Origin of the sequence: Volucribacter psittacicida (assembly GCF_004339025.1) — a bacterium.
GTDB classification, from domain to species: Bacteria; Pseudomonadota; Gammaproteobacteria; order Enterobacterales; family Pasteurellaceae; genus Volucribacter; species Volucribacter psittacicida.
Genome location: NZ_SMFT01000008.1, coordinates 1 through 17474, shown reverse-complemented (window position 1 = coordinate 17474; position 17474 = coordinate 1). Strand labels below are relative to the sequence as shown.

The following is a 17474-nucleotide window of genomic DNA, read 5'->3' as shown; positions in this document are numbered from 1 at the left end:
CCTGTTGCCCCCCTGTAACAAGTGCGACTTTATGTTCAAAATTCATATTTTTTCCTTTCTTATGATTGAGTTAATAATGCCAATAAACGCTCGGCGTGCTGTTTTGCCTGTTGCTGTTGATAAGCCAAGCCAGCCTGATCCTCACGCCCAATATAACTTACGCCTGTGGTATAAATTGGCTCTTGCAAATCCAAACCGCACAATAACGCGGTGGTTTCAAACTGGGTTAAATAATCCTCAACAGTATGTTTAAAAAAGCCATTACTCTGATAAACTTCCGCTGGCGCGCCTGTGGTAAAGGATAAAATCAGTTTTTTGCCCGCTAATTTGCCTTGTGAACCATGGGCAAAGCCATGCAAAAACACCTGATCGAGCCATAATTTCATTAACCCTGGCAGGGAATACCAAGAAAAAGGAAATTGCCACACTATCATATCGGCGTTTAATAAGGCTTGCTGCTCCTGCGCCACATCAATTTGATAATCAGGATACAAACGATCCAAATAACGAATTTCCGCTTGCGGTAACGCCTGCGCCACTTCTGCCAAAATGGTGCGATTGGCAACCGACTGTGCTAAATCTGGGTGTCCTGAAATAATTAAAATGTTTTTCATTGTTTTTTCCTTTTGTTGTTGACGATGAAAGGCATTTTACCCTTGCCATTAGCGGCAATAAATCCCATAATGAGACAAACTGTTTCAACCAAAGGTTTAAAATATGCAAAAAACCGACGAACTTCGCACCATCGTTTCCTTTATTCAAGCCAGTCAAGCGGGCAGTTTTACCCAAGCGGCGGAAGTGTTGGGCTTAACCCCAGCGGCGGTGAGCAAAAACGTTTCTACCCTAGAAAAATCCTTAGGCGTGCGCCTGTTTAACCGCACCACGCGCAGCCTAAGCCTGACCAACGAGGGCAAGCAATTTGCCGAGCAAGCCAAAATCGCGGTGGAATTATTAACGCAAGCCAGCGAAAACCTACGCCAAGCCAATATCGCCCCTTGCCAAAGACCTATTGCAACAAGCTGATTTTTTACAACAAAAAGCCAACGCCTTAAGCAGCGGCGAGCCAAGCCAACTGCGGATTTTAGTAGAAGAAACCTTGATGACCGACAACCTAATGACGCTCCTTGCCCAATTTGCCCAGCGTTTTCCCCTTATCAACGTGCAAATTGCCAGCGAAGACAACAGGCAAATTGCCGAACGGATAACGCAAGGACAAGCGGACATGGGCATTTGCTATCAACAACAGCTCCACCCACACTTACCCAGCCAAGTATTGGGCAATGAACGCCTTATCGCTGTCGTTGCCAAATATCACCCATTGGCAACCCAACACCATATTTCTGCCCAAACCTTAGGGCAATATTGCCAATTATGGCACGACGATCAACAAGATTACCGCCTATCGCCACGCCAATGGCAATGCAACAGCTACTACAGCCTCTGCTTTCTCGCCCAACAAGGCATCGGCTGGTGCCTGCTGCCCGCCCAGTTGCTAAACGACGAATGGTTAGACGACCTTGTCCTCTTAGACCTCGCCTTTGACTTAAGCACCCCACAATACCCCATTACCCTGCTTTTCTCCCACCAACACCGCCCCACCCCTGCTACCGCATTTTTGGCAGAAGGGCTTAAAACTGTGTTTGGGGGATAGGGGGGAATTTTGCAAAATAGACCGCCCTTTTAGGCGTACACAAACCTTTCAGGCAGCCTTGCTGCCTGAAAAAATTTCACCAAAACTTACCGCCCTTTTTCATTTCCCGTTTCATCTTGCAATTTATCAATAATAAATTGTACAAAGGCGCGTATAACAGGAACACTCCCTCGATTTTTGTAATACAGTAAATGCAAAGGCACAGGTTCAATTTGCCAATCCGTCAAAAGTTGCTGCCAATTTGAATGGTGAGCGTAGTATTCAGGTAATAGCGCAATGCCCGCATGATCATTGACTAAACGTTCTAATAAATTAAAGTCATTACTGATAACCCGTTTGGGGCTATGGACATGAAAAGTTTGTTGTTGTTTATGCAATATCCAAGCAGGACCATCATCTTTTTGCAGTAATTGATGATGATTTAGGGCTTCGGGTTGATGCGGTATGCCATATCGTTCAAGGTAATGACGAGTGGCGTATAAACCTAATTGAAAGGTTTTCAGCTGACGAGCAACAATATCATGATGAATAGGATCGCCTATTCTAAAGGCAATATCTATGCCTTGTTGTAGCATATTAATGTTTTGATTTTGGGTTTGAATATCAAGGCTAATTTGCGGATAAAGGGCTAAAAATTCTGCCAGATAAGGTGCAAGTATGTTACGCAAAATTTCTGTTGAAATGGTGATTTTTAAGCGACCATTAGGCGTTTCTAAACTGTTTTGTACGGCATTAATGGCTTGTTCAGCATAGGCTAGCATTTCTTGTGCTTGTTCAAAAAATTTTTCGCCGACTTCATTTAAACGTACCCCTTTACGACTACGATCAATTAAGGTTGTTCCTAATTGTTGTTCTAATTCCGTTAAACGCCGACTTAAGCGAGATTTAGGAATATGTAACCATTCACTGGCTTTGCTTAAACTCCCTGCGCGTACTACGGCGACAAAAAGGCGCATATCATTTAAATCAATCTGCTGATGATGAATCATTATCGTTCCATTTTTAGAACCTATGGTTCTTTTTTTGTCTCTATTCAAAAAAACTTGCAACATTATAATTAAGCCAAATGAAAAGACAAACGTTTTTTCATACGCTTGGTTCAAGGCAATGATGAACCTTTATTTTTTATTTCTATTAAGGATATTTTATGCACAATCAATATGAATATGGGCGTTTAACCCCTGCTAATACCGCATTGTTAATGGTGGATCATCAAACAGGTATTAGTAATGGTGTAACGGATTTAAGCCAAATAGAATTTCGTCATAATGTTTTTGCTTTAGCGAAAATTGCCAAACTTTATCAATTACCCACGATTTTTACCACCAGTCAAGCCGATGGTCCTAATGGTCCATTATTAGAAGGATTATCCGCTATCTTGCCTCAAGCGCCGATTATTCACCGCCCTGGTGAAATCAACGCTTTTGACCATGCTGAATTTGCTCAAGCTGTTGCAAAAACAGAACGTAAGAAATTATTGATTGCGGGGGTTTCTACAGAAGTTTGTGTGGCATTTGCCGTACTCTCTGCCCTACAAGCAGGTTATGATGTTTACCCTGTTATTGATGCCTCAGGAACATGGAATACGTTGGTAAGAGATATTGCGGTACAGCGTATGGTACAAGCAGGGGCAAAACCCATTACTTGGATTGCCGCAGGCGCTGAATTACAACAAGATTGGCGACAAACAACAGGAGAAGGTTTCGCCGAAATCATGGCTCAACATTCTTTCTATGGTAATGTCATCACAAGTTTTGTTCATCAACAAAAATAATAATAAAACGCCTTGAAAAAGGCGTTTTTCTCTTTATTCTCTCTATTCACGCTGCCTGAAAACTCTCCCAAAACCCACCGCCCTTTACCCTCGCATTTTTTGCCGAATGCGGGTGAGGTGTTGGCGTTTGATGCCTAGATAGGAGGCAAGATCGGTGAGGGAGAGGCGTTTGCTGAGTTCGGGGTGTTGTTGCATAAATTGGCGGTAGCGTTTTTCCGATTGGCTGATGAGAAAACTTTCGGTGCGTTGTAGGTAGCTGGCAAAGGCTTGTTCAAGTTGTAGGCGGAAGAAGCGTTCCAGTTGTGGGCTTTGTTGTAAGCTGTGTTGTATGTGGGCGTAAGGTAAGCCGATGAGGGTGCAGTGTTCTAGGCATTGAAAGCTGTATTTGCTGGGGCGTTGTTGCATATAGGCGAGGTAGTCGCCTGCGAATTGTCCTTCTTGGCAAAAGTTGATGTTGGTGAGTTCGCCTTGTTCGTCGCTGTAGTAGGCTTTGATCAGTCCGTGGCAAAGGTAGACCATTTGGGTTGGGGTTTCGCCTGCTTGCAGTAAGTGGCTTTTGTGAGGGAGTTGAAATAGGGTTAAGCCGTTGGCAAATTGTTGCAGTTCGTCTGGGCGGATTTGTGGACAGTGTTGTTGTATTTGCTTTAATAAGGGGGTGAGTTGGGCTAACATTTTGCTTTTTCAGTGAATATTTGGGGTGGGATTAGTATAAATCATTCGTCAAAAAAGAAAAATGGCACAAATGTGTCAGGGCGTTTGTTGGGTGGGGGCGTACAATAATGGCACTTTTTTGGTTATTTTTAAGGAGTGAATATGAAAATTGCGGTGATTGGTGCGTCTGGGCAAACAGGGCGTTTGGTGGTGGAACAGGCGTTAGCGCGAGGGTTTGAGGTGGTGGCTTTTGTGCGTGAGCGATCGCGTTTGCCGTTGCAACAGGCGAATTTAACGGTGTTTGAGGGGACGTTGCAACAAACCTCGCATTTGGCTAAGGCGTTGCAGGGGTGTTCGGCGGTGTTATGTTGTTTGGGGACGCATCGGTTACGCAAGGTGCGGTTTATGCAGGTGCATTTGCCGTTGTTGGTGCAGGCGATGGCGTTGGCGGCGGTTCAGCGGTTGATTTTGTTATCGGCTTTTGGTGTAGGGCAGTCTTATGCTAAAGCCAATGGTTTGGCGAAGTTGGCGTATCGTACTTTGGTGAAATCTGTTTATCAGGATAAAGCGTTGTCGGAACAGGCGTTAGCCAACACGGATTTGGCGACCACTGTGGTTTTGCCTACGGTATTAAATCTTGCGCCTTTGTCGGATCAGGTGGTGGTTACGCCTTTAACGCAGGTGGCTGCGGTCAATGGTTTGGCAAAGGTGGGGCGGGCGAATGTGGCAAAGGCGATGCTGGATTGCGTTACCGATAAGCAAAGCATTGGACAGCAGTTGGTGGTGGCGCCTGTGGGGGCGGTGCGTTAGGGGGTAAGGTTTTATGCTTGTAAGGGGGCAGCCTATGATTTTCAGGCAGCCTCGCTGCCTGAAATTTTTCAAAAACCCACCGCCCTTATTTCAAATTCGTTTTAAAAAACTGTTCAAATTTGTCAAAGGGGATTTTGCCTGTGCTGTTGTCGTATAAGTCCGTATGTACGGCGTTGGGTACGATGACCAGTTCTTTATTTTCAGCTCCTACCGCCTTAAACGCATCTTCCGAGAAGTAGCGTGAGTGGGCGTTTTCGCCTGCTACGATAAGGGTTGGGGCGGTGATTTCATCAGCGTAGCTAAGCAGTGGCATATTCATAAACGCCAATGGGGTTACCGTTGTCCATGTGCTGTTGGAATTGACGGAGCGTGGGTGGAAGCCACGTTCGGTGGTGTAAAATTGTGAATATTCACGCACAAATTGTGGTGTGTCGGCGGTAACGTTTTCATATTTAATTAAGCCGTTATCGCCTAAGGTAGCATAGCCTTGTTCGCTGGCGGAAACGCGTCCTTGATTGATGTTTTGTTTGATTGCCAAGCGTTGTGCTGGGGTGGTGCTGTCGTGATAGCCTTTTGCCATCACTCGGCTCATATCGTACATCACGCTGGTTGCCACCGCTTTGATTCTGGTGTCAATGGCGGCGGCGTTTAATGCCATACCGCCCCAGCCGCATACGCCGAGAATGCCGATGGCGTCAGGATTGACGTTGTCTAATTGGGCTAAATAGTCCACTGCTGCGCTAAAGTCTTCGGTGTTGATTTCAGGCGAGGCTTGGTTGCGTGGTAAGCCGCTGCTTTCGCCTGTGAATGAGGGGTCAAAGGCAAGGGTTACAAAGCCTCGCTCCGCTAAAGTTTGGGCGTATAAGCCTGAGGATTGTTCTTTGACGGCACCAAATGGACCGCTTACCGCAATGGCTGGCAGTTTGCCTATTGCATCTTTGGGTACATAGTATAGCCGTTTCAATTTGAAATAAGACAAGGCGACACGCCACAGACAGTACAAGAAGTACGGCAAGGCGTGGCAACGCCGTATTATTTCAAAGTGGAACGGCTATAAATCGGCGGCGAGGGTGATGCCGTAGCTATGTTAAAGGTAACTTTGTAATGCTCAACCTTGTCGCTTTTTGGAAAAATTTTGTCCCATTGTTGCGTTAATTGAATAGATTGGGCTGGGATTTCTATTGCGGTTTGATTTTGTGGGCTAATTGCCATAGCGTTTGCTCCTAATAAAGTGGTAGATAATAACAAAGCGGAAGTTAATGTTTTTAGTTTCATTTCAATGCCCTCTTGTGAATTTGTTGAGCGTATTATGCCGAATAAAAAGGCTTGGATAAATCGCCTAATTGTTATAATATTTATGCGGTTTTGTTATTAATAAGGGGATAAAAAATGCTGGAAAAAGACTATTTAAGTGCCTTGTATCAATTTATGTGGGTGGCGGAGCTGGGCAGTTTTAGCCAAGCGGCGGATAAACTCAATATGGCACAAGCGGGCGTAAGCCGCAGTATCAAAGGGCTTGAGCAGCATTTGGGCGTAAGACTACTCAATCGCACTACACGCCGTTTATCCCTGACTCAAGCGGGCGAGCAAATTTTTCACAGTGCCAAGCAAAGTTTTGGGCTATTGGAAAAGGGGCTAAACCGTTTGGATTATTTGCGTGATGTGCCCAGTGGCAAGGTGCGGATTAACGCCTCACGCCACGCCATTGACCATATTCTTATCCCCAAATTGGCGCACCTTGCCAAAGCGTATCCCGATATTGAACTGGAATTGATTGAAAATAACGGTTTTGTGGACATTATCGCCGAACGCTACGACGCTGGCGTGAGGCTCGGCGGCGATGTGGCGGAAGGTATGGTGGCGGTGAAAATCAGCCCCAAATTGCCTTGCGTGGTGGTCGGCACGCCTGCGTTGTTTGAGCAATACGGTATTCCCAAACACCCTGCGGATTTGGTGCGTTTTCCTTGTTTGGCGTATCGGCTGCAAACAGGGCGGATTTACGATTGGGAATTTAACGACAACGGCGACATCCTCCGCCATAAACCGAGCCAAAGCTGGGTGTTCAACGATTCGCAATCCATTATGCAAGCGGCAAAACACAGCATCGGCTTGGCATACGAGCCAGCAGATTTGGTGCAAAACGAACTGGCGAACGGCTGCCTTATCTCGGTATTAACCCCCTATTGCATTGGGCTAGACAGCTTCTATCTGTACTACCCCAACCGAAACATCAGCCCCGCCTTGCGTTTGGTGGTGGATTGTTTGAGGGAGTGAGGAAATTTCTTAAAAAGAGACCGACCTTTTCTCTTGACTTAAATAATTTACAGGTTTAAACTCTTAAACTTATAAACCTGACTTAAAGGAAGATAATATGAGCCAACGTACCATGTCTTTGCTACAAGATTGCATACCCTTGTTTAGCTTGTTGCAAGATGAAAATCGGCAAAAAATTTTAATGTTATTATTTGATTATGGTGAAATGACGGTCAATCAAATAACCGAATATTTGCCCTTATCGCGTCCTGCGGTATCGCATCATTTAAAATTATTATTGACAGAACAATTGGTTACGGTAAAAAAGGTGCAAAAAGAACGCTATTATGCTTTACATATTGAGCTGGCATTAGCGCGTTTAAAAGCCTTAGTGCAGTCCATTGAACAAGATCAGCACAATCGCTAATCCCCCCTAAGTTTTAGGGGCTATTTTTAATCCAATAGGTTTAAATGTTTAAACTTATTATGTAACAGGAGAAAAATTTATGTTTTATCAGCAACAACCTAACTGGCGCGCCGTAATGCAAGCCTTGCCAAGTGGTTATCATTTGTCCTCAGAGCAGCTGCCGCAGGAACAATGGTGGCAGTGGGGAAAACATCGTGTTCATCTTGATTGTTTTCGCAATCCACAAGCCGCCGCCAAATTGATTTGTTTACATGGCGTTGGCACGAATGGGCGGCAAATCAGTTTGATTGTGGGCGCAAAACAGGCGAGTTATGGCTATGAAACCATTATGCTGGATATGCCTACCTATGGGCTAACGGAAACCGCCGAGCGTGGTGCGGTGCGTTATGATGATTGGGTGCAATTGGTTTGTGATTATATTGATGAAGAAGCGCGTCGCGATTCTCGTCCTATTTTTCTTTATGGATTGAGTGCGGGGGGAATGCAGACTTACCATGTGGCTTGCCAACAGCCTAAGGTGAAAGGCATTATTGGTATGACATTTTTAGATCAACGTTTGCCTCAAGTACGCCAAGCAACGGCGATTTCGCCCTTGATGGGAAAAATGGGCGTGCCTGCTATGGGGCTTGCTTGCCAAATAGGGTTGGCAAAATGGCGTGTTCCGATGAAATGGGTCTCTAAAATGTCGGCGTTGGTCAATGATCCGCAAGTTTTACGCACCATGCTTAAGGATCCGACTTCTGCTGGGAATGGGGTGTCTATGAGGTTTTTGCAAAGTTATATGAATTATTGCCCTGCCATTGAGCCTGAGCAGTTTAAGCAATGTCCAATTCTATTAACCCAACCGACACAAGACCATTGGACACCTTTGGCATTAAGTGAGCTTACCTTAGGGAAAATCACGCAAGTGCCTGTTAAAACGGTGCTGTTACCTGATGGTGGGCATTACCCTATTGAGGCTACGGCTTTACAAACGTTGAATAATGCCATTCATCAATTTATTCAACAGCAACTTGGTTAGTGTTTTCAGGCAGCCTCGCTGCCTGAAATTTTTGTAAAACAGACCGCCCTTTTACTCCAACACAATCCGTTCCCTGTTCTTTTCTAAGGTGACTTTGCCGAAACCTGATACTTCTAATAATTGCTCTGGGGCAGTAAATGCACCAAATTTTTCTCGATATTGCACAATCGCTTCGGCTTTTTTACTGCCAATGCCAATCAAGGTTTTTTGTAATTGTTCTGCTGTTGCGGTATTAATATTGACCTGATTGAGCTGAAGCGATGAAGCCTGTGCTGGCGTTGTTGTGGTGGACGGATTGGCGATCCCCATTGGGCTAAAGCATAAAGAAGAGAACAATAGGGTGGCAATTAATAGATTAAATTTTTTCATAGGTTTTCCTTTTCTTGTTGTAAGCATAAGTATTAAGTTGCTTTTAATTTTGAAAAGCAAAACTATTTTGCAAGCAAAGGAAATGCGTTCACAAATAAAATCTGAATATGCCTTGTCTTTTCTCGATCAAGCTCGCAAAATAAAAAAATGCGGTAGAAAAAACCGCACTTTTTATCCTAATGAGCAATATCGTTGTTTCAATTTAAAGTATGATTAATTGACTTCATTAATGCGTAATTCTCTCGGCACTTCAAAGACGGTATTTTCTTCGCAACCTTGCAATTCTTCCACTTCGGTTACCCCTAATTGTTGCAAATGTGCCACCACAGATTGCACTAACACTTCTGGTGCAGAAGCCCCTGCGGTAATGCCGATAGTGTTGACCTGTTGTAACCAAGCAGGATCAATATCTTCTGCCCCATCAATCAATTTTGCATTTACCCCCATACGCGAGGCTAATTCTGCTAAGCGATTGGAATTAGAAGAATTTTTTGAGCCGACCACTAATACTAAATCCGCTTGTTTGGCTAGCTCTCGTACCGCTTGCTGGCGATTGGTGGTGGCGTAACAAATATCATTTTTGCGTGGGCCTTGAATGGCGGGATATTTTTGCTTTAATGCCTCAATAATATCCACCGTATCATCAATAGACAAAGTGGTTTGGGTCATAAAGGTAAGATTATCATCGCTTTGCAAGCCTAATTTGGCAATATCTTCCACATTTTCTACCAAAAAGATACCGCCCTCGCTATTGTCATATTGCCCCATAGTGCCTTCTACTTCGGGGTGTCCTTCATGCCCAATTAATATGGCTTTGGTACCTCGTTTACTGGCTCGCGCCACTTGCATATGCACTTTGGTTACCAATGGACAAGTGGCATCAAATACCTTGAGATTACGTCTTTTGGCTTCTTGCCGAACCGCTTGGGAAACACCATGAGCAGAAAAAATGACAATGGCATCATCAGGCACTTCATCAAGCTCTTCCACAAAAATGGCACCTCGTTCACGCAAGCCATTGACTACAAAACGGTTATGCACCACTTCGTGGCGAACGTAAATGGGCGCCCCATGAATTTCTAAGGCAAGCTCTACAATACTAATTGCACGATCAACCCCAGCACAAAAACCACGAGGGTTTGCTAAAATAATTTTCATTTTTTTTCCAGATTATGATTTTGTTTGGTTGATTTTATTTGATCTAAAATCAATAAACCTGCGCCAACACAAATAAACACATCGGCAAAATTAAACACAGGATAATGATAAATATCCCAATAAAAATCTAAGAAATCTACCACGAAACCATGATAAAGCCGATCAAACATATTGCCCAATGCGCCCCCAATCACTAAAGCATAGGCGGTATTTTGTAAATACTGTTGGCGTGAATTTTTGGCTAACCAATAAATCAATAACAAAGAAATCACCAATGCAATGCCAATAAAAAAGAATTTTTGCCAACCACTATGATTGGCTAAAAAGCTAAACGCTGCCCCATAATTCCGCACATAAGTGAGATTGAAAATGGGCAAGATATTGACACTTTCAAATAATTGGAAGCGGGTTACCACCGCATATTTACTGGCTAAATCAATCACCACTGCCAATAGACTCAGCCATAGAAATGCCAATCCTGATTTGTGTTTTTCCATTGTTGATTGCCTTTAATAATACTATATCGTGAATAGATTTAAGCCAATTAACAGCTTGCAAAAACAAGCGATTAACTGGCTTTTGTTAAGCATTAAGCAAAATGACGTACTTCGCCTTTGCCGTCCACATTTTCCACACAACGGGCACAAAGTGTTGGATGCTGAGGATTAGTGCCAATGGTGTCGGAATAATGCCAACAACGAGGGCATTTTTCTGCTTGAGAACGAACGACTTTCACCGCAAGACCTTGAATTTCTCCCTCGGCGACATCAGCCTGTGCTAATGGTTTCACTTCTGCTTTAGAGGTAATCAACACAAAGCGTAATTCATCTGCTAATTTCTGTAATAAATCAGCCAATTCATCATTCGCATATAGGGTTAATTCTGCTTCTAAAGAGGAACCAATAATTTTCTCATTACGAGCTTGCTCTAAAACTCGGTTGATTTCTGACCGCACTTCTAAGACCTTCTGCCAATACTGATCGTCCATACTTTCTTGACTATCTAAGGCAAATAAGCCTGTATAGAACTCCTCAGTAAAAACAAATTCTGCCCGTTCGCCTGGGATATATTGCCAAATTTCATCAGCTGTGAAAGATAAAATTGGGGCAATCCAACGTACTAAGGCTTCCGCAATATGCCATAAGGCAGTTTGACAGCTACGACGTGCTAAGCTATCCGCTTTGGTGGTATATTGGCGATCCTTGATAATATCTAAATAGAAAGATCCCATTTCAATGGAGCAGAATTTCATTAAACGCTGTACTACGCTATGGAATTGGTAATTATCATAGGCTTTTTGGATTTCTTGCTGAGTGCGTAAGGCACAATCCACCGCCCAGCGATCTAATACCACCATATCCTGAGGGGCAACAAGATCACGTTTTGGATCAAAGCCGTTTAAATTTGCCAATAAGAAACGGGCAGTATTACGAATACGGCGGTAGCTGTCTGCCGCACGTTTAAGAATTTCATCGGATACGGTCATTTCGCCCGTATAGTCAGTAGAGGCTACCCATAAACGTAAAATATCGCCACCAAATTTATCCATAACTTCTTGTGGAGTAACAATATTACCAATGGATTTAGACATTTTACGTCCTTGACCGTCCACCGTAAAACCATGGGTCAATACTTGTTTATAAGGGGCTTTTCCTTCCGTTGCAGTGGATAACATCAGTGAAGACATAAACCAACCACGATGTTGATCTGAGCCTTCTAAATACATATCAATATCACGTCCTTGGAATTCTGGGCGATTTTTTACCACTGACCAATACGTTGAGCCTGAATCAAACCATACATCAAGGGTATCTAACACTTTGCAATAATCTTGGGCCTCCTCGCCTAATAATTCCGCAGGCTCAAGATCCCACCATGCCTGAATACCTTGTTGCTCAACCCGTTTAGCCACTTCTTCCATTAATTCAACGGTACGAGGATGAAGTTGTTCCGTTTGTTTATGAATAAATAAAGGCACAGGTACCCCCCAAGTACGCTGACGAGAAATACACCAATCTGGGCGATTTTCTACCATTTTCTCAATGCGTGCTTGTCCCCAATCTGGGATCCAACGTACTTGTTTAATTTCGTTCAAGGCTTGCTGACGTAACCCTTTGCTTTCCATACCAATAAACCATTGTGGTGTCGCACGGAAAATAATCGGGGTTTTATGCCGCCAGCAATGAGGATAACTATGGCGAATTTTTTCTAATTTCACTAAGCTACCCGTTTCTTCCAGTTTTTTCAGTACCGCACCATTGGCTTCAAAAACCCCTAAGCCTGCAAAAAATTCGGTGGACGGAATAAACTTGCCATCATTGCCCACTAAACCTGCCATACTAATATGGTATTTTTGTGCCACCACATAGTCCTCTTGACCATGATCTGGGGCAGTATGTACCAAACCTGTTCCGCCGTCTGTGGTAACGTGTTCCCCTAAAATTAATGGCACATCATAGGCATAGAATGGGTGTTGAAAACGTAAAAACTCAAGTTCTGAACCATAGGCAATACCTAGAATTTTAAACTCTTCCACGCCTAGCGTTTTAGCCACAGTTTCAACCAGCTCTTTCACTAAAATCACTCGTTCATCGCCAAACTGCACTAATTGATATTCAAAATCAGGGTGAATAGCAATGGCTTTATTAGAGGGCAATGTCCAAGGGGTGGTTGTCCAAATTAAGGCAGAAATTTTGCCTTGCCCTTTTTCCAGTAAATGGAATTTCTCTTCTACTCCAGATTCATCACTCGCCGTAAAGCGTACATAAATGGATGGCGAGGTTTTATCTTCATATTCCACTTCCGCTTCCGATAAGGACGAACCGCAATCTAAACACCAATGAACAGGTTTTGCCCCTTTATACAAATGCCCATTTGCCACCGCTTTGGCAAAGGTACGGATAATATTGGCTTCGGTGTCAAAATTCATAGTAAGGTAAGGATTATCCCAATCCCCTAATACCCCTAAACGAATAAAATCTTTTTTCTGCCCCTCTACTTGCTCTGTAGCATAATGGCGACAAGCGGTGCGAAACTCCGCCGCACTCACTTTTTGATTAGGCTTACCAACCAAACTTTCCACTTTTAACTCAATAGGTAAACCATGACAATCCCAGCCAGGGATATAAGGCGAATCATACCCTGAGGCGGTTTTTGCTTTTACAATAATGTCTTTTAATATTTTATTGACTGCGTGTCCAATATGAATTGCTCCATTGGCATAAGGCGGGCCATCATGCAAAATAAAGGATTTTTTGCCTTTCGTGGCTTGACGAATTTTTTGATAAAGGTTGTTATCGTACCAGTTTTTAAGCATTTGCGGTTCACGTTTGGCTAAATCGCCCCGCATTGGAAACCCTGTTTCTGGTAAATTCAGGGTATTTTTGTAATCAATTTCAGACATTGTTGTATTCCACTTGTATTAATTTAAGGTAAATCCAGTTTAACGCTTAGGGGTTAATCTATTGGCTTATTTTCTTTAAAGAAAATCTTTGCCGTTTCAACATCTTGGCGAATCTGCGCTGTCAGTTGTTCAAACGAAGGAAACTTCATTTCATTGCGAATTTTATGGCATAGTTCCACTTGTAAGCATTGACCATATAAATTGCCTGTAAAATCAAAAATATGGACTTCTAATAATTGTTTTACGCCGTTTAATGTAGGACGTTTACCAATATTTGCCACGCCGTAAAAAAACTTTTCTGATTTTAACCGCACTTTTACCGCATAAACGCCCTGCACAGGGTTCACTTGGCGATGCAACATAATATTAGCCGTAGGAAAACCAATGGTTCTACCCAGTTTATTGCCATGAACAACGCGTCCTCGTATGCAATAAGGTCTGCCTAATAATAATGCCGCTTGAGTGAGATCATCTTGTGCTAAAGCTTGGCGAATGGCGGTACTGCTCACGCGTAATTGGGATAGACAATAACTTTTATTATCTTCCACCGTAAAACCCCATTTTTCGCCCGCTTGTTGCAATTTAGTAAAATCGCCCTCTCGCTTAGCACCAAAACGAAAATCATCGCCAACGCTGAGAAATTTGATTTTTAATGTATTCACTAACACATTTTGAATAAATTCCTCTGCGGTTTGCTTTGCAAAAGCTTGGTCAAATTTCACCGCAATCACATAATCAACGCCCGCTTGGGCTAAATAATCCAATTTATCACGCAACCGCATTAATCTGGCTGGTGCCTGATCGCCCATAAAATACTCACGAGGCTGTGGTTCAAATAACATAACCACCATAGGCAAACCAAGCTGGCTCGCTTTATCACGCAAATGCCTTAGAATAGCTTGATGACCAAGATGAACACCATCAAAATTACCTATGGTTAAGGCACAACCACGAAATTGTGCTGGTAAATTATGTATGCCACGAATAAATTGCATTACTCACTCAAGGTTAGAAAATTATCAAAAATAGGCATTATACGTGGATTTTATCCTTTCGCCAATAAATGATGTTTACGAACACCGAATAATAAAAGTAAGGTTAAATAACTCAAAATGGCTAACCCAATCAACCCTACTAACCAATATAATCGTTGATGAAATGCCATTGCATACCATTGATTTAAATCAGGATTGCAATAACTCACTAATCCGCCCATAAGCAAAGCGGCACAAAAAACTTTGCCAAAAAACACCGCACTTTTACGGCTAAAATGATAAATCTCTGCACGAGCTAGACCTCGGTATAATAAATACGCATTTAACGTCGCCGATAACGCCGAGGCAATCGCTAAACCAACATAGCTAAACCAAATGGCTAATAGGTTAAATCCCATATTACTTATCATGGCGATAATACCAATTTTGACTGGGGTCTTGGTATCTTGTCTTGCATAATAACCATTGGCAAAGATTTTAATCAACATAAAACTTAATAGCCCCATATTAAACGCCCATAATGATAAGGATGTCGCTTGTACATCATTAAGGGTAAAACTGCCTCGCATAAATAACACCAATAACATAGGTTGAGCTAATACCGCAATGCCAATCATAGCAGGGACACCCAACAATAAAATCATACGCACACCCCAATCCATTGTTTGGCGGAATTGTTGCATACTTGAGCTATCATCATGACGATTAACATGATGTGCCGCTAAGGCAGGCAAAATGACTGTAGAAATGGCGATACCGAACAAGCCTAAGGGAAATTCCAACAAGCGATCAGAGTAATAAAGCCAGCTAATTGAACCTGTCATTAAAAAACTAGCAATAAAGGTATCTAATAATAAATTAATTTGGCTTACCGATACGCCAAATAAAGCGGGGATCATCAATGTGCGTACTTTCTTTACCCCTTCATCATGCCACGCCCACTTTGGCTTAACCAATACCCCAGCTTTAATAAGAAAAGGAATTTGAAACAAAAATTGCAGTAAGCCGCCAAGGAAAATCCCTACCGCTAAAGCAAGATCAGGGCTTGATGTGTGCGGAGATAAAAAAATCGCACAAGTAATCATCGCGATATTCAACAAAACAGGCGAAAAAGACATTACGCCAAATTTGCCTAAGGTATTTAAAATCGCTCCTGACAACGCGACAAAGGTAATAAACCATAAATAAGGGAAAGTGATTTTTAACAATAATGAGGCTTGGGTAAATTTATCGGCATTCACACCATCATTCAACCAATCAATAAACCAGCCTGTCCCAAAAATCGCTGCAACAATGGGCGAACCGATCATCGCTAATAAGGTAACTATACTCACTAAGCCGCCTAACGTCCCCGAAATTTTAGCAATAAATTCTCGGGTTTTATCCATATCGCCCTGCTTGCGATACTCAGCTAGCACAGGTACAAAGGCTTGTGAAAATGCCCCTTCCGCAAATAAACGGCGCAGAAAATTTGGAATACGATTAGCAAATAAAAAAACATCCGCCGCCGCACTTGCACCAATAATATTGGCAATAACAACATCACGCACTAAACCTAATATCCGCGATAATAAGGTCATACTGCTTACAATAATGCCTGATTTTAAAAGACCTTTACTCAAAATAATCACTCTTAATTAGAAAAATTTGTGCTTATTGTATATAAAGCCTGTATTCTACGCAAAAAAACTGTTAAAATCTTGCCTACATCGTTGTCCACAACCCCCTAATTTATTTTATCATTAGGGAATTAGACGATGCTTAATCGGTTGTGTCTCACCGAATAATGATAAACTTAATTTTTGATTGACAGAAGAATAAAAAACAGGCATATTTTACGCCTTTATTTTTCATTATTTAAACTAGATAAATTCTTAGGAGTTTGACCTTGGCTAATATCAAGTCAGCAAAAAAACGTGCGGTACAATCAGAAAAACGCCGCCAACACAACGCAAGCCAACGCTCTATGATGCGTACTTACATTAAAAAAGTTTACGCCGCTGTTGCCGCTGGTGAAAAAGCTGTTGCAGAAGCTGCTTTCGTTGAAATGCAAAAAGTTGTGGATCGTATGGCATCTAAAGGCTTAATCCACAAAAATAAAGCTGCAAATCATAAATCTAAATTATCTGCTCAAATTAAAAAATTAGCATAATTTAGTCCAGTAATCACAAAAACCGCTTAGTGCGGTTTTTTTATTTGCTATTAGATTATGCTAATCACATTTCTTATTTTGAATAAGGTTTTGAATAAGGCAAAGTGATACACCGAATACAGTACAAAGAATACGGCAAAGTCAGCAATCTATATTATTTTCAAATGGCTCACCATAAAATTATTCTAAAACTGACCGCACTTTACTCTAAAAATCTGTATAGCTTTATTCTATAAGTACTCTCATTCAAATAATAGTGTTAGATCATCTTGTCTTATTTCAAGTATACAGACAAAATATTATTACGAAATAATATAAAAAAGAGAATAAAAGGATATTAATAACCCAAAGTGAAATATAATCCATTAAAAATAGGAAATATATGGCAGGGGCGGAGAGGCTCGAACTCCCAACACCCGGTTTTGGAGACCGGTGCTCTACCAATTGAACTACGCCCCTAAAAGAATTGGCGGAATGGACGGGACTCGAACCCGCGACCCCCTGCGTGACAGGCAGGTATTCTAACCAGCTGAACTACCACTCCGCTAAATATGGTAATTGGCAGTGACCTACTCTCACATGGGGAGACCCCACACTACCATCGGCGTTACAGCGTTTCACTTCTGAGTTCGGCATGGAATCAGGTGGTTCCACTGCACTGTTGCTGCCAAAAATTTTATATTGTAAAAACACTTGAAAAAATGCTTTTACAATATAATAACCTGGCGGTGACCTACTCTCACATGGGGAGACCCCACACTACCATCGGCGTTACGGCGTTTCACTTCTGAGTTCGGCATGGGGTCAGGT

18 protein-coding genes, 2 tRNA genes, 2 rRNA genes and 2 pseudogenes are annotated in these 17474 nt (G+C 42.5%); 9 read left to right on the top strand and 15 right to left on the bottom strand.

Features of this window, described 5'->3' with window-relative positions; all coding sequences use genetic code 11:
• Positions 1–59: 59 nt before the first annotated feature.
• Positions 60–614, bottom strand: a complete 555-nt coding sequence (locus EV694_RS10595) for an NAD(P)H-dependent oxidoreductase (protein ID WP_132692318.1) — start codon at positions 612–614, stop codon at positions 60–62.
• Positions 615–717: 103 nt separating this feature from the next.
• Between EV694_RS10595 and EV694_RS10590 the strand changes: the two genes are divergently transcribed.
• Together EV694_RS10590 and EV694_RS10585 are read left to right on the top strand one after the other, a co-directional pair.
• A complete protein-coding gene (locus EV694_RS10590; RefSeq protein ID WP_132692316.1) occupies positions 718–1023 on the top strand; it encodes a LysR family transcriptional regulator in 306 nt (101 codons plus the stop codon).
• The gene (locus EV694_RS10585) at positions 1010–1651 is read left to right on the top strand and encodes a substrate-binding domain-containing protein (RefSeq protein ID WP_132692314.1); all 642 of its coding nucleotides are present in this window, start codon (positions 1010–1012) and stop codon (positions 1649–1651) included. Before EV694_RS10590 ends, EV694_RS10585 begins: the two co-directional genes overlap by 14 nt.
• Before the next feature lie 86 nt (positions 1652–1737).
• Here EV694_RS10585 and EV694_RS10580 read toward each other — a convergent pair whose 3' ends face one another.
• Complete coding sequence (locus EV694_RS10580; protein WP_165865521.1) at positions 1738–2640, bottom strand: LysR family transcriptional regulator; 903 nt, start codon at positions 2638–2640, stop codon at positions 1738–1740.
• Positions 2641–2798: 158 nt separating this feature from the next.
• On the opposite strand from EV694_RS10580, the gene EV694_RS10575 reads away from it, so the two are divergent.
• Positions 2799–3425, top strand: a complete 627-nt coding sequence (locus EV694_RS10575) for an isochorismatase family protein (RefSeq protein WP_132692310.1) — start codon at positions 2799–2801, stop codon at positions 3423–3425.
• A gap of 84 nt (positions 3426–3509) precedes the next feature.
• Here the strand turns inward: EV694_RS10575 and EV694_RS10570 are convergent, their stop codons facing one another.
• Positions 3510–4097, bottom strand: coding sequence for a Crp/Fnr family transcriptional regulator (locus EV694_RS10570; protein ID WP_132692308.1), 588 nt, complete (start codon positions 4095–4097; stop codon positions 3510–3512).
• 141 nt (positions 4098–4238) lie between these two features.
• Here EV694_RS10570 and EV694_RS10565 point away from each other — a divergent pair, with 141 nt between their 5' ends.
• Positions 4239–4886 carry an NAD(P)-dependent oxidoreductase gene (locus EV694_RS10565; RefSeq protein ID WP_132692306.1) on the top strand — a complete coding sequence of 216 codons (648 nt, stop codon included), beginning with the start codon at positions 4239–4241 and terminating at the stop codon, positions 4884–4886.
• Between the two features lie 85 nt (positions 4887–4971).
• Here EV694_RS10565 and EV694_RS10560 read toward each other — a convergent pair.
• Positions 4972–5835, bottom strand: a pseudogene (locus tag EV694_RS10560) (alpha/beta hydrolase); the annotation flags it as partial.
• A gap of 105 nt (positions 5836–5940) precedes the next feature.
• Positions 5941–6161, bottom strand: a pseudogene (locus EV694_RS10555) (alpha/beta hydrolase); the annotation flags it as partial.
• Positions 6162–6275: 114 nt separating this feature from the next.
• On the opposite strand from EV694_RS10555, the gene EV694_RS10550 reads away from it, so the two are divergent.
• From EV694_RS10550 to EV694_RS10540, 3 genes are all read left to right on the top strand, one after another.
• Positions 6276–7160 (top strand): LysR family transcriptional regulator, encoded by an 885-nt coding sequence (locus tag EV694_RS10550; RefSeq protein ID WP_132692302.1) that lies wholly within the window; start codon positions 6276–6278, stop codon positions 7158–7160.
• 97 nt (positions 7161–7257) lie between these two features.
• Entirely contained in the window at positions 7258–7566 is a 309-nt protein-coding gene (locus EV694_RS10545; RefSeq protein WP_132692300.1) for an ArsR/SmtB family transcription factor, read from the top strand.
• Positions 7567–7645: 79 nt separating this feature from the next.
• Positions 7646–8587, top strand: a complete 942-nt coding sequence (locus tag EV694_RS10540; protein ID WP_132692298.1) for an alpha/beta hydrolase — start codon at positions 7646–7648, stop codon at positions 8585–8587.
• Positions 8588–8638: 51 nt separating this feature from the next.
• Here EV694_RS10540 and EV694_RS10535 read toward each other — a convergent pair whose 3' ends face one another.
• Positions 8639–8956 carry a ComEA family DNA-binding protein gene (locus EV694_RS10535; protein ID WP_132692296.1) on the bottom strand — a complete coding sequence of 106 codons (318 nt, stop codon included), beginning with the start codon at positions 8954–8956 and terminating at the stop codon, positions 8639–8641.
• A gap of 82 nt (positions 8957–9038) precedes the next feature.
• On the opposite strand from EV694_RS10535, the gene EV694_RS11065 reads away from it, so the two are divergent.
• The gene (locus tag EV694_RS11065; RefSeq protein WP_279386856.1) at positions 9039–9173 is read left to right on the top strand and encodes a hypothetical protein; all 135 of its coding nucleotides are present in this window, start codon (positions 9039–9041) and stop codon (positions 9171–9173) included.
• On the opposite strand, the gene ispH is transcribed toward EV694_RS11065, so the two are convergent.
• From ispH to murJ, 5 genes are all read right to left on the bottom strand, one after another.
• Positions 9170–10114 carry a 4-hydroxy-3-methylbut-2-enyl diphosphate reductase gene (gene ispH / locus EV694_RS10530; protein ID WP_132692294.1) on the bottom strand — a complete coding sequence of 315 codons (945 nt, stop codon included), beginning with the start codon at positions 10112–10114 and terminating at the stop codon, positions 9170–9172. The two genes, EV694_RS11065 and ispH, sit on opposite strands and share 4 nt — an antisense overlap.
• A complete protein-coding gene (lspA, locus tag EV694_RS10525) occupies positions 10111–10611 on the bottom strand; it encodes a signal peptidase II (RefSeq protein WP_132692292.1) in 501 nt (166 codons plus the stop codon). The genes ispH and lspA overlap by 4 nt, the downstream gene beginning before the upstream one ends.
• A gap of 92 nt (positions 10612–10703) precedes the next feature.
• On the bottom strand, positions 10704–13517 hold the full coding sequence (ileS, locus tag EV694_RS10520; RefSeq protein ID WP_132692290.1) for an isoleucine--tRNA ligase: 2814 nt from the start codon (positions 13515–13517) through the stop codon (positions 10704–10706).
• 53 nt (positions 13518–13570) lie between these two features.
• Positions 13571–14512: a bifunctional riboflavin kinase/FAD synthetase gene (ribF, locus tag EV694_RS10515; protein WP_132692288.1), complete on the bottom strand. Its 942-nt coding sequence runs from the start codon at positions 14510–14512 to the stop codon at positions 13571–13573.
• Positions 14513–14562: 50 nt separating this feature from the next.
• Complete coding sequence (murJ, locus tag EV694_RS10510; RefSeq protein WP_132692286.1) at positions 14563–16134, bottom strand: murein biosynthesis integral membrane protein MurJ; 1572 nt, start codon at positions 16132–16134, stop codon at positions 14563–14565.
• A 266-nt stretch (positions 16135–16400) separates the two neighbouring features.
• On the opposite strand from murJ, the gene rpsT reads away from it, so the two are divergent.
• Positions 16401–16664, top strand: a complete 264-nt coding sequence (rpsT, locus tag EV694_RS10505; RefSeq protein WP_017805402.1) for a 30S ribosomal protein S20 — start codon at positions 16401–16403, stop codon at positions 16662–16664.
• A gap of 383 nt (positions 16665–17047) precedes the next feature.
• On the opposite strand, the gene EV694_RS10500 is transcribed toward rpsT, so the two are convergent.
• From EV694_RS10500 to rrf (EV694_RS10485), 4 genes are all read right to left on the bottom strand, one after another.
• Positions 17048–17123, bottom strand: a tRNA-Trp gene (locus EV694_RS10500).
• 8 nt (positions 17124–17131) lie between these two features.
• Positions 17132–17208 (bottom strand) — tRNA-Asp (locus EV694_RS10495).
• A gap of 12 nt (positions 17209–17220) precedes the next feature.
• Positions 17221–17336, bottom strand: a 5S ribosomal RNA gene (gene rrf / locus EV694_RS10490).
• A 48-nt stretch (positions 17337–17384) separates the two neighbouring features.
• Positions 17385–17474 (bottom strand): 5S ribosomal RNA (gene rrf, locus EV694_RS10485); the annotation flags it as partial.

Bases quoted from the DNA above. Each gene is read 5' to 3' on its own strand.
- EV694_RS10570 (WP_132692308.1), bottom strand. From the start codon at position 4,097: ATGTTAGCCCAACTCACCCCCTTATTAAAGCAAATACAACAACACTGT.
- EV694_RS11065 (WP_279386856.1), top strand. From the start codon at position 9,039: ATGCGTTCACAAATAAAATCTGAATATGCCTTGTCTTTTCTCGATCAA.
- ribF (WP_132692288.1), bottom strand. From the start codon at position 14,512: ATGCAATTTATTCGTGGCATACATAATTTACCAGCACAATTTCGTGGT.
- EV694_RS10590 (WP_132692316.1), top strand. From the start codon at position 718: ATGCAAAAAACCGACGAACTTCGCACCATCGTTTCCTTTATTCAAGCC.
- EV694_RS10575 (WP_132692310.1), top strand. From the start codon at position 2,799: ATGCACAATCAATATGAATATGGGCGTTTAACCCCTGCTAATACCGCA.
- EV694_RS10550 (WP_132692302.1), top strand. From the start codon at position 6,276: ATGCTGGAAAAAGACTATTTAAGTGCCTTGTATCAATTTATGTGGGTG.
- EV694_RS10580 (WP_165865521.1), bottom strand. From the start codon at position 2,640: ATGATTCATCATCAGCAGATTGATTTAAATGATATGCGCCTTTTTGTC.
- EV694_RS10540 (WP_132692298.1), top strand. From the start codon at position 7,646: ATGTTTTATCAGCAACAACCTAACTGGCGCGCCGTAATGCAAGCCTTG.
- EV694_RS10545 (WP_132692300.1), top strand. From the start codon at position 7,258: ATGAGCCAACGTACCATGTCTTTGCTACAAGATTGCATACCCTTGTTT.
- lspA (WP_132692292.1), bottom strand. From the start codon at position 10,611: ATGGAAAAACACAAATCAGGATTGGCATTTCTATGGCTGAGTCTATTG.
- EV694_RS10565 (WP_132692306.1), top strand. From the start codon at position 4,239: ATGAAAATTGCGGTGATTGGTGCGTCTGGGCAAACAGGGCGTTTGGTG.
- EV694_RS10595 (WP_132692318.1), bottom strand. From the start codon at position 614: ATGAAAAACATTTTAATTATTTCAGGACACCCAGATTTAGCACAGTCG.
- ispH (WP_132692294.1), bottom strand. From the start codon at position 10,114: ATGAAAATTATTTTAGCAAACCCTCGTGGTTTTTGTGCTGGGGTTGAT.
- ileS (WP_132692290.1), bottom strand. From the start codon at position 13,517: ATGTCTGAAATTGATTACAAAAATACCCTGAATTTACCAGAAACAGGG.
- EV694_RS10535 (WP_132692296.1), bottom strand. From the start codon at position 8,956: ATGAAAAAATTTAATCTATTAATTGCCACCCTATTGTTCTCTTCTTTA.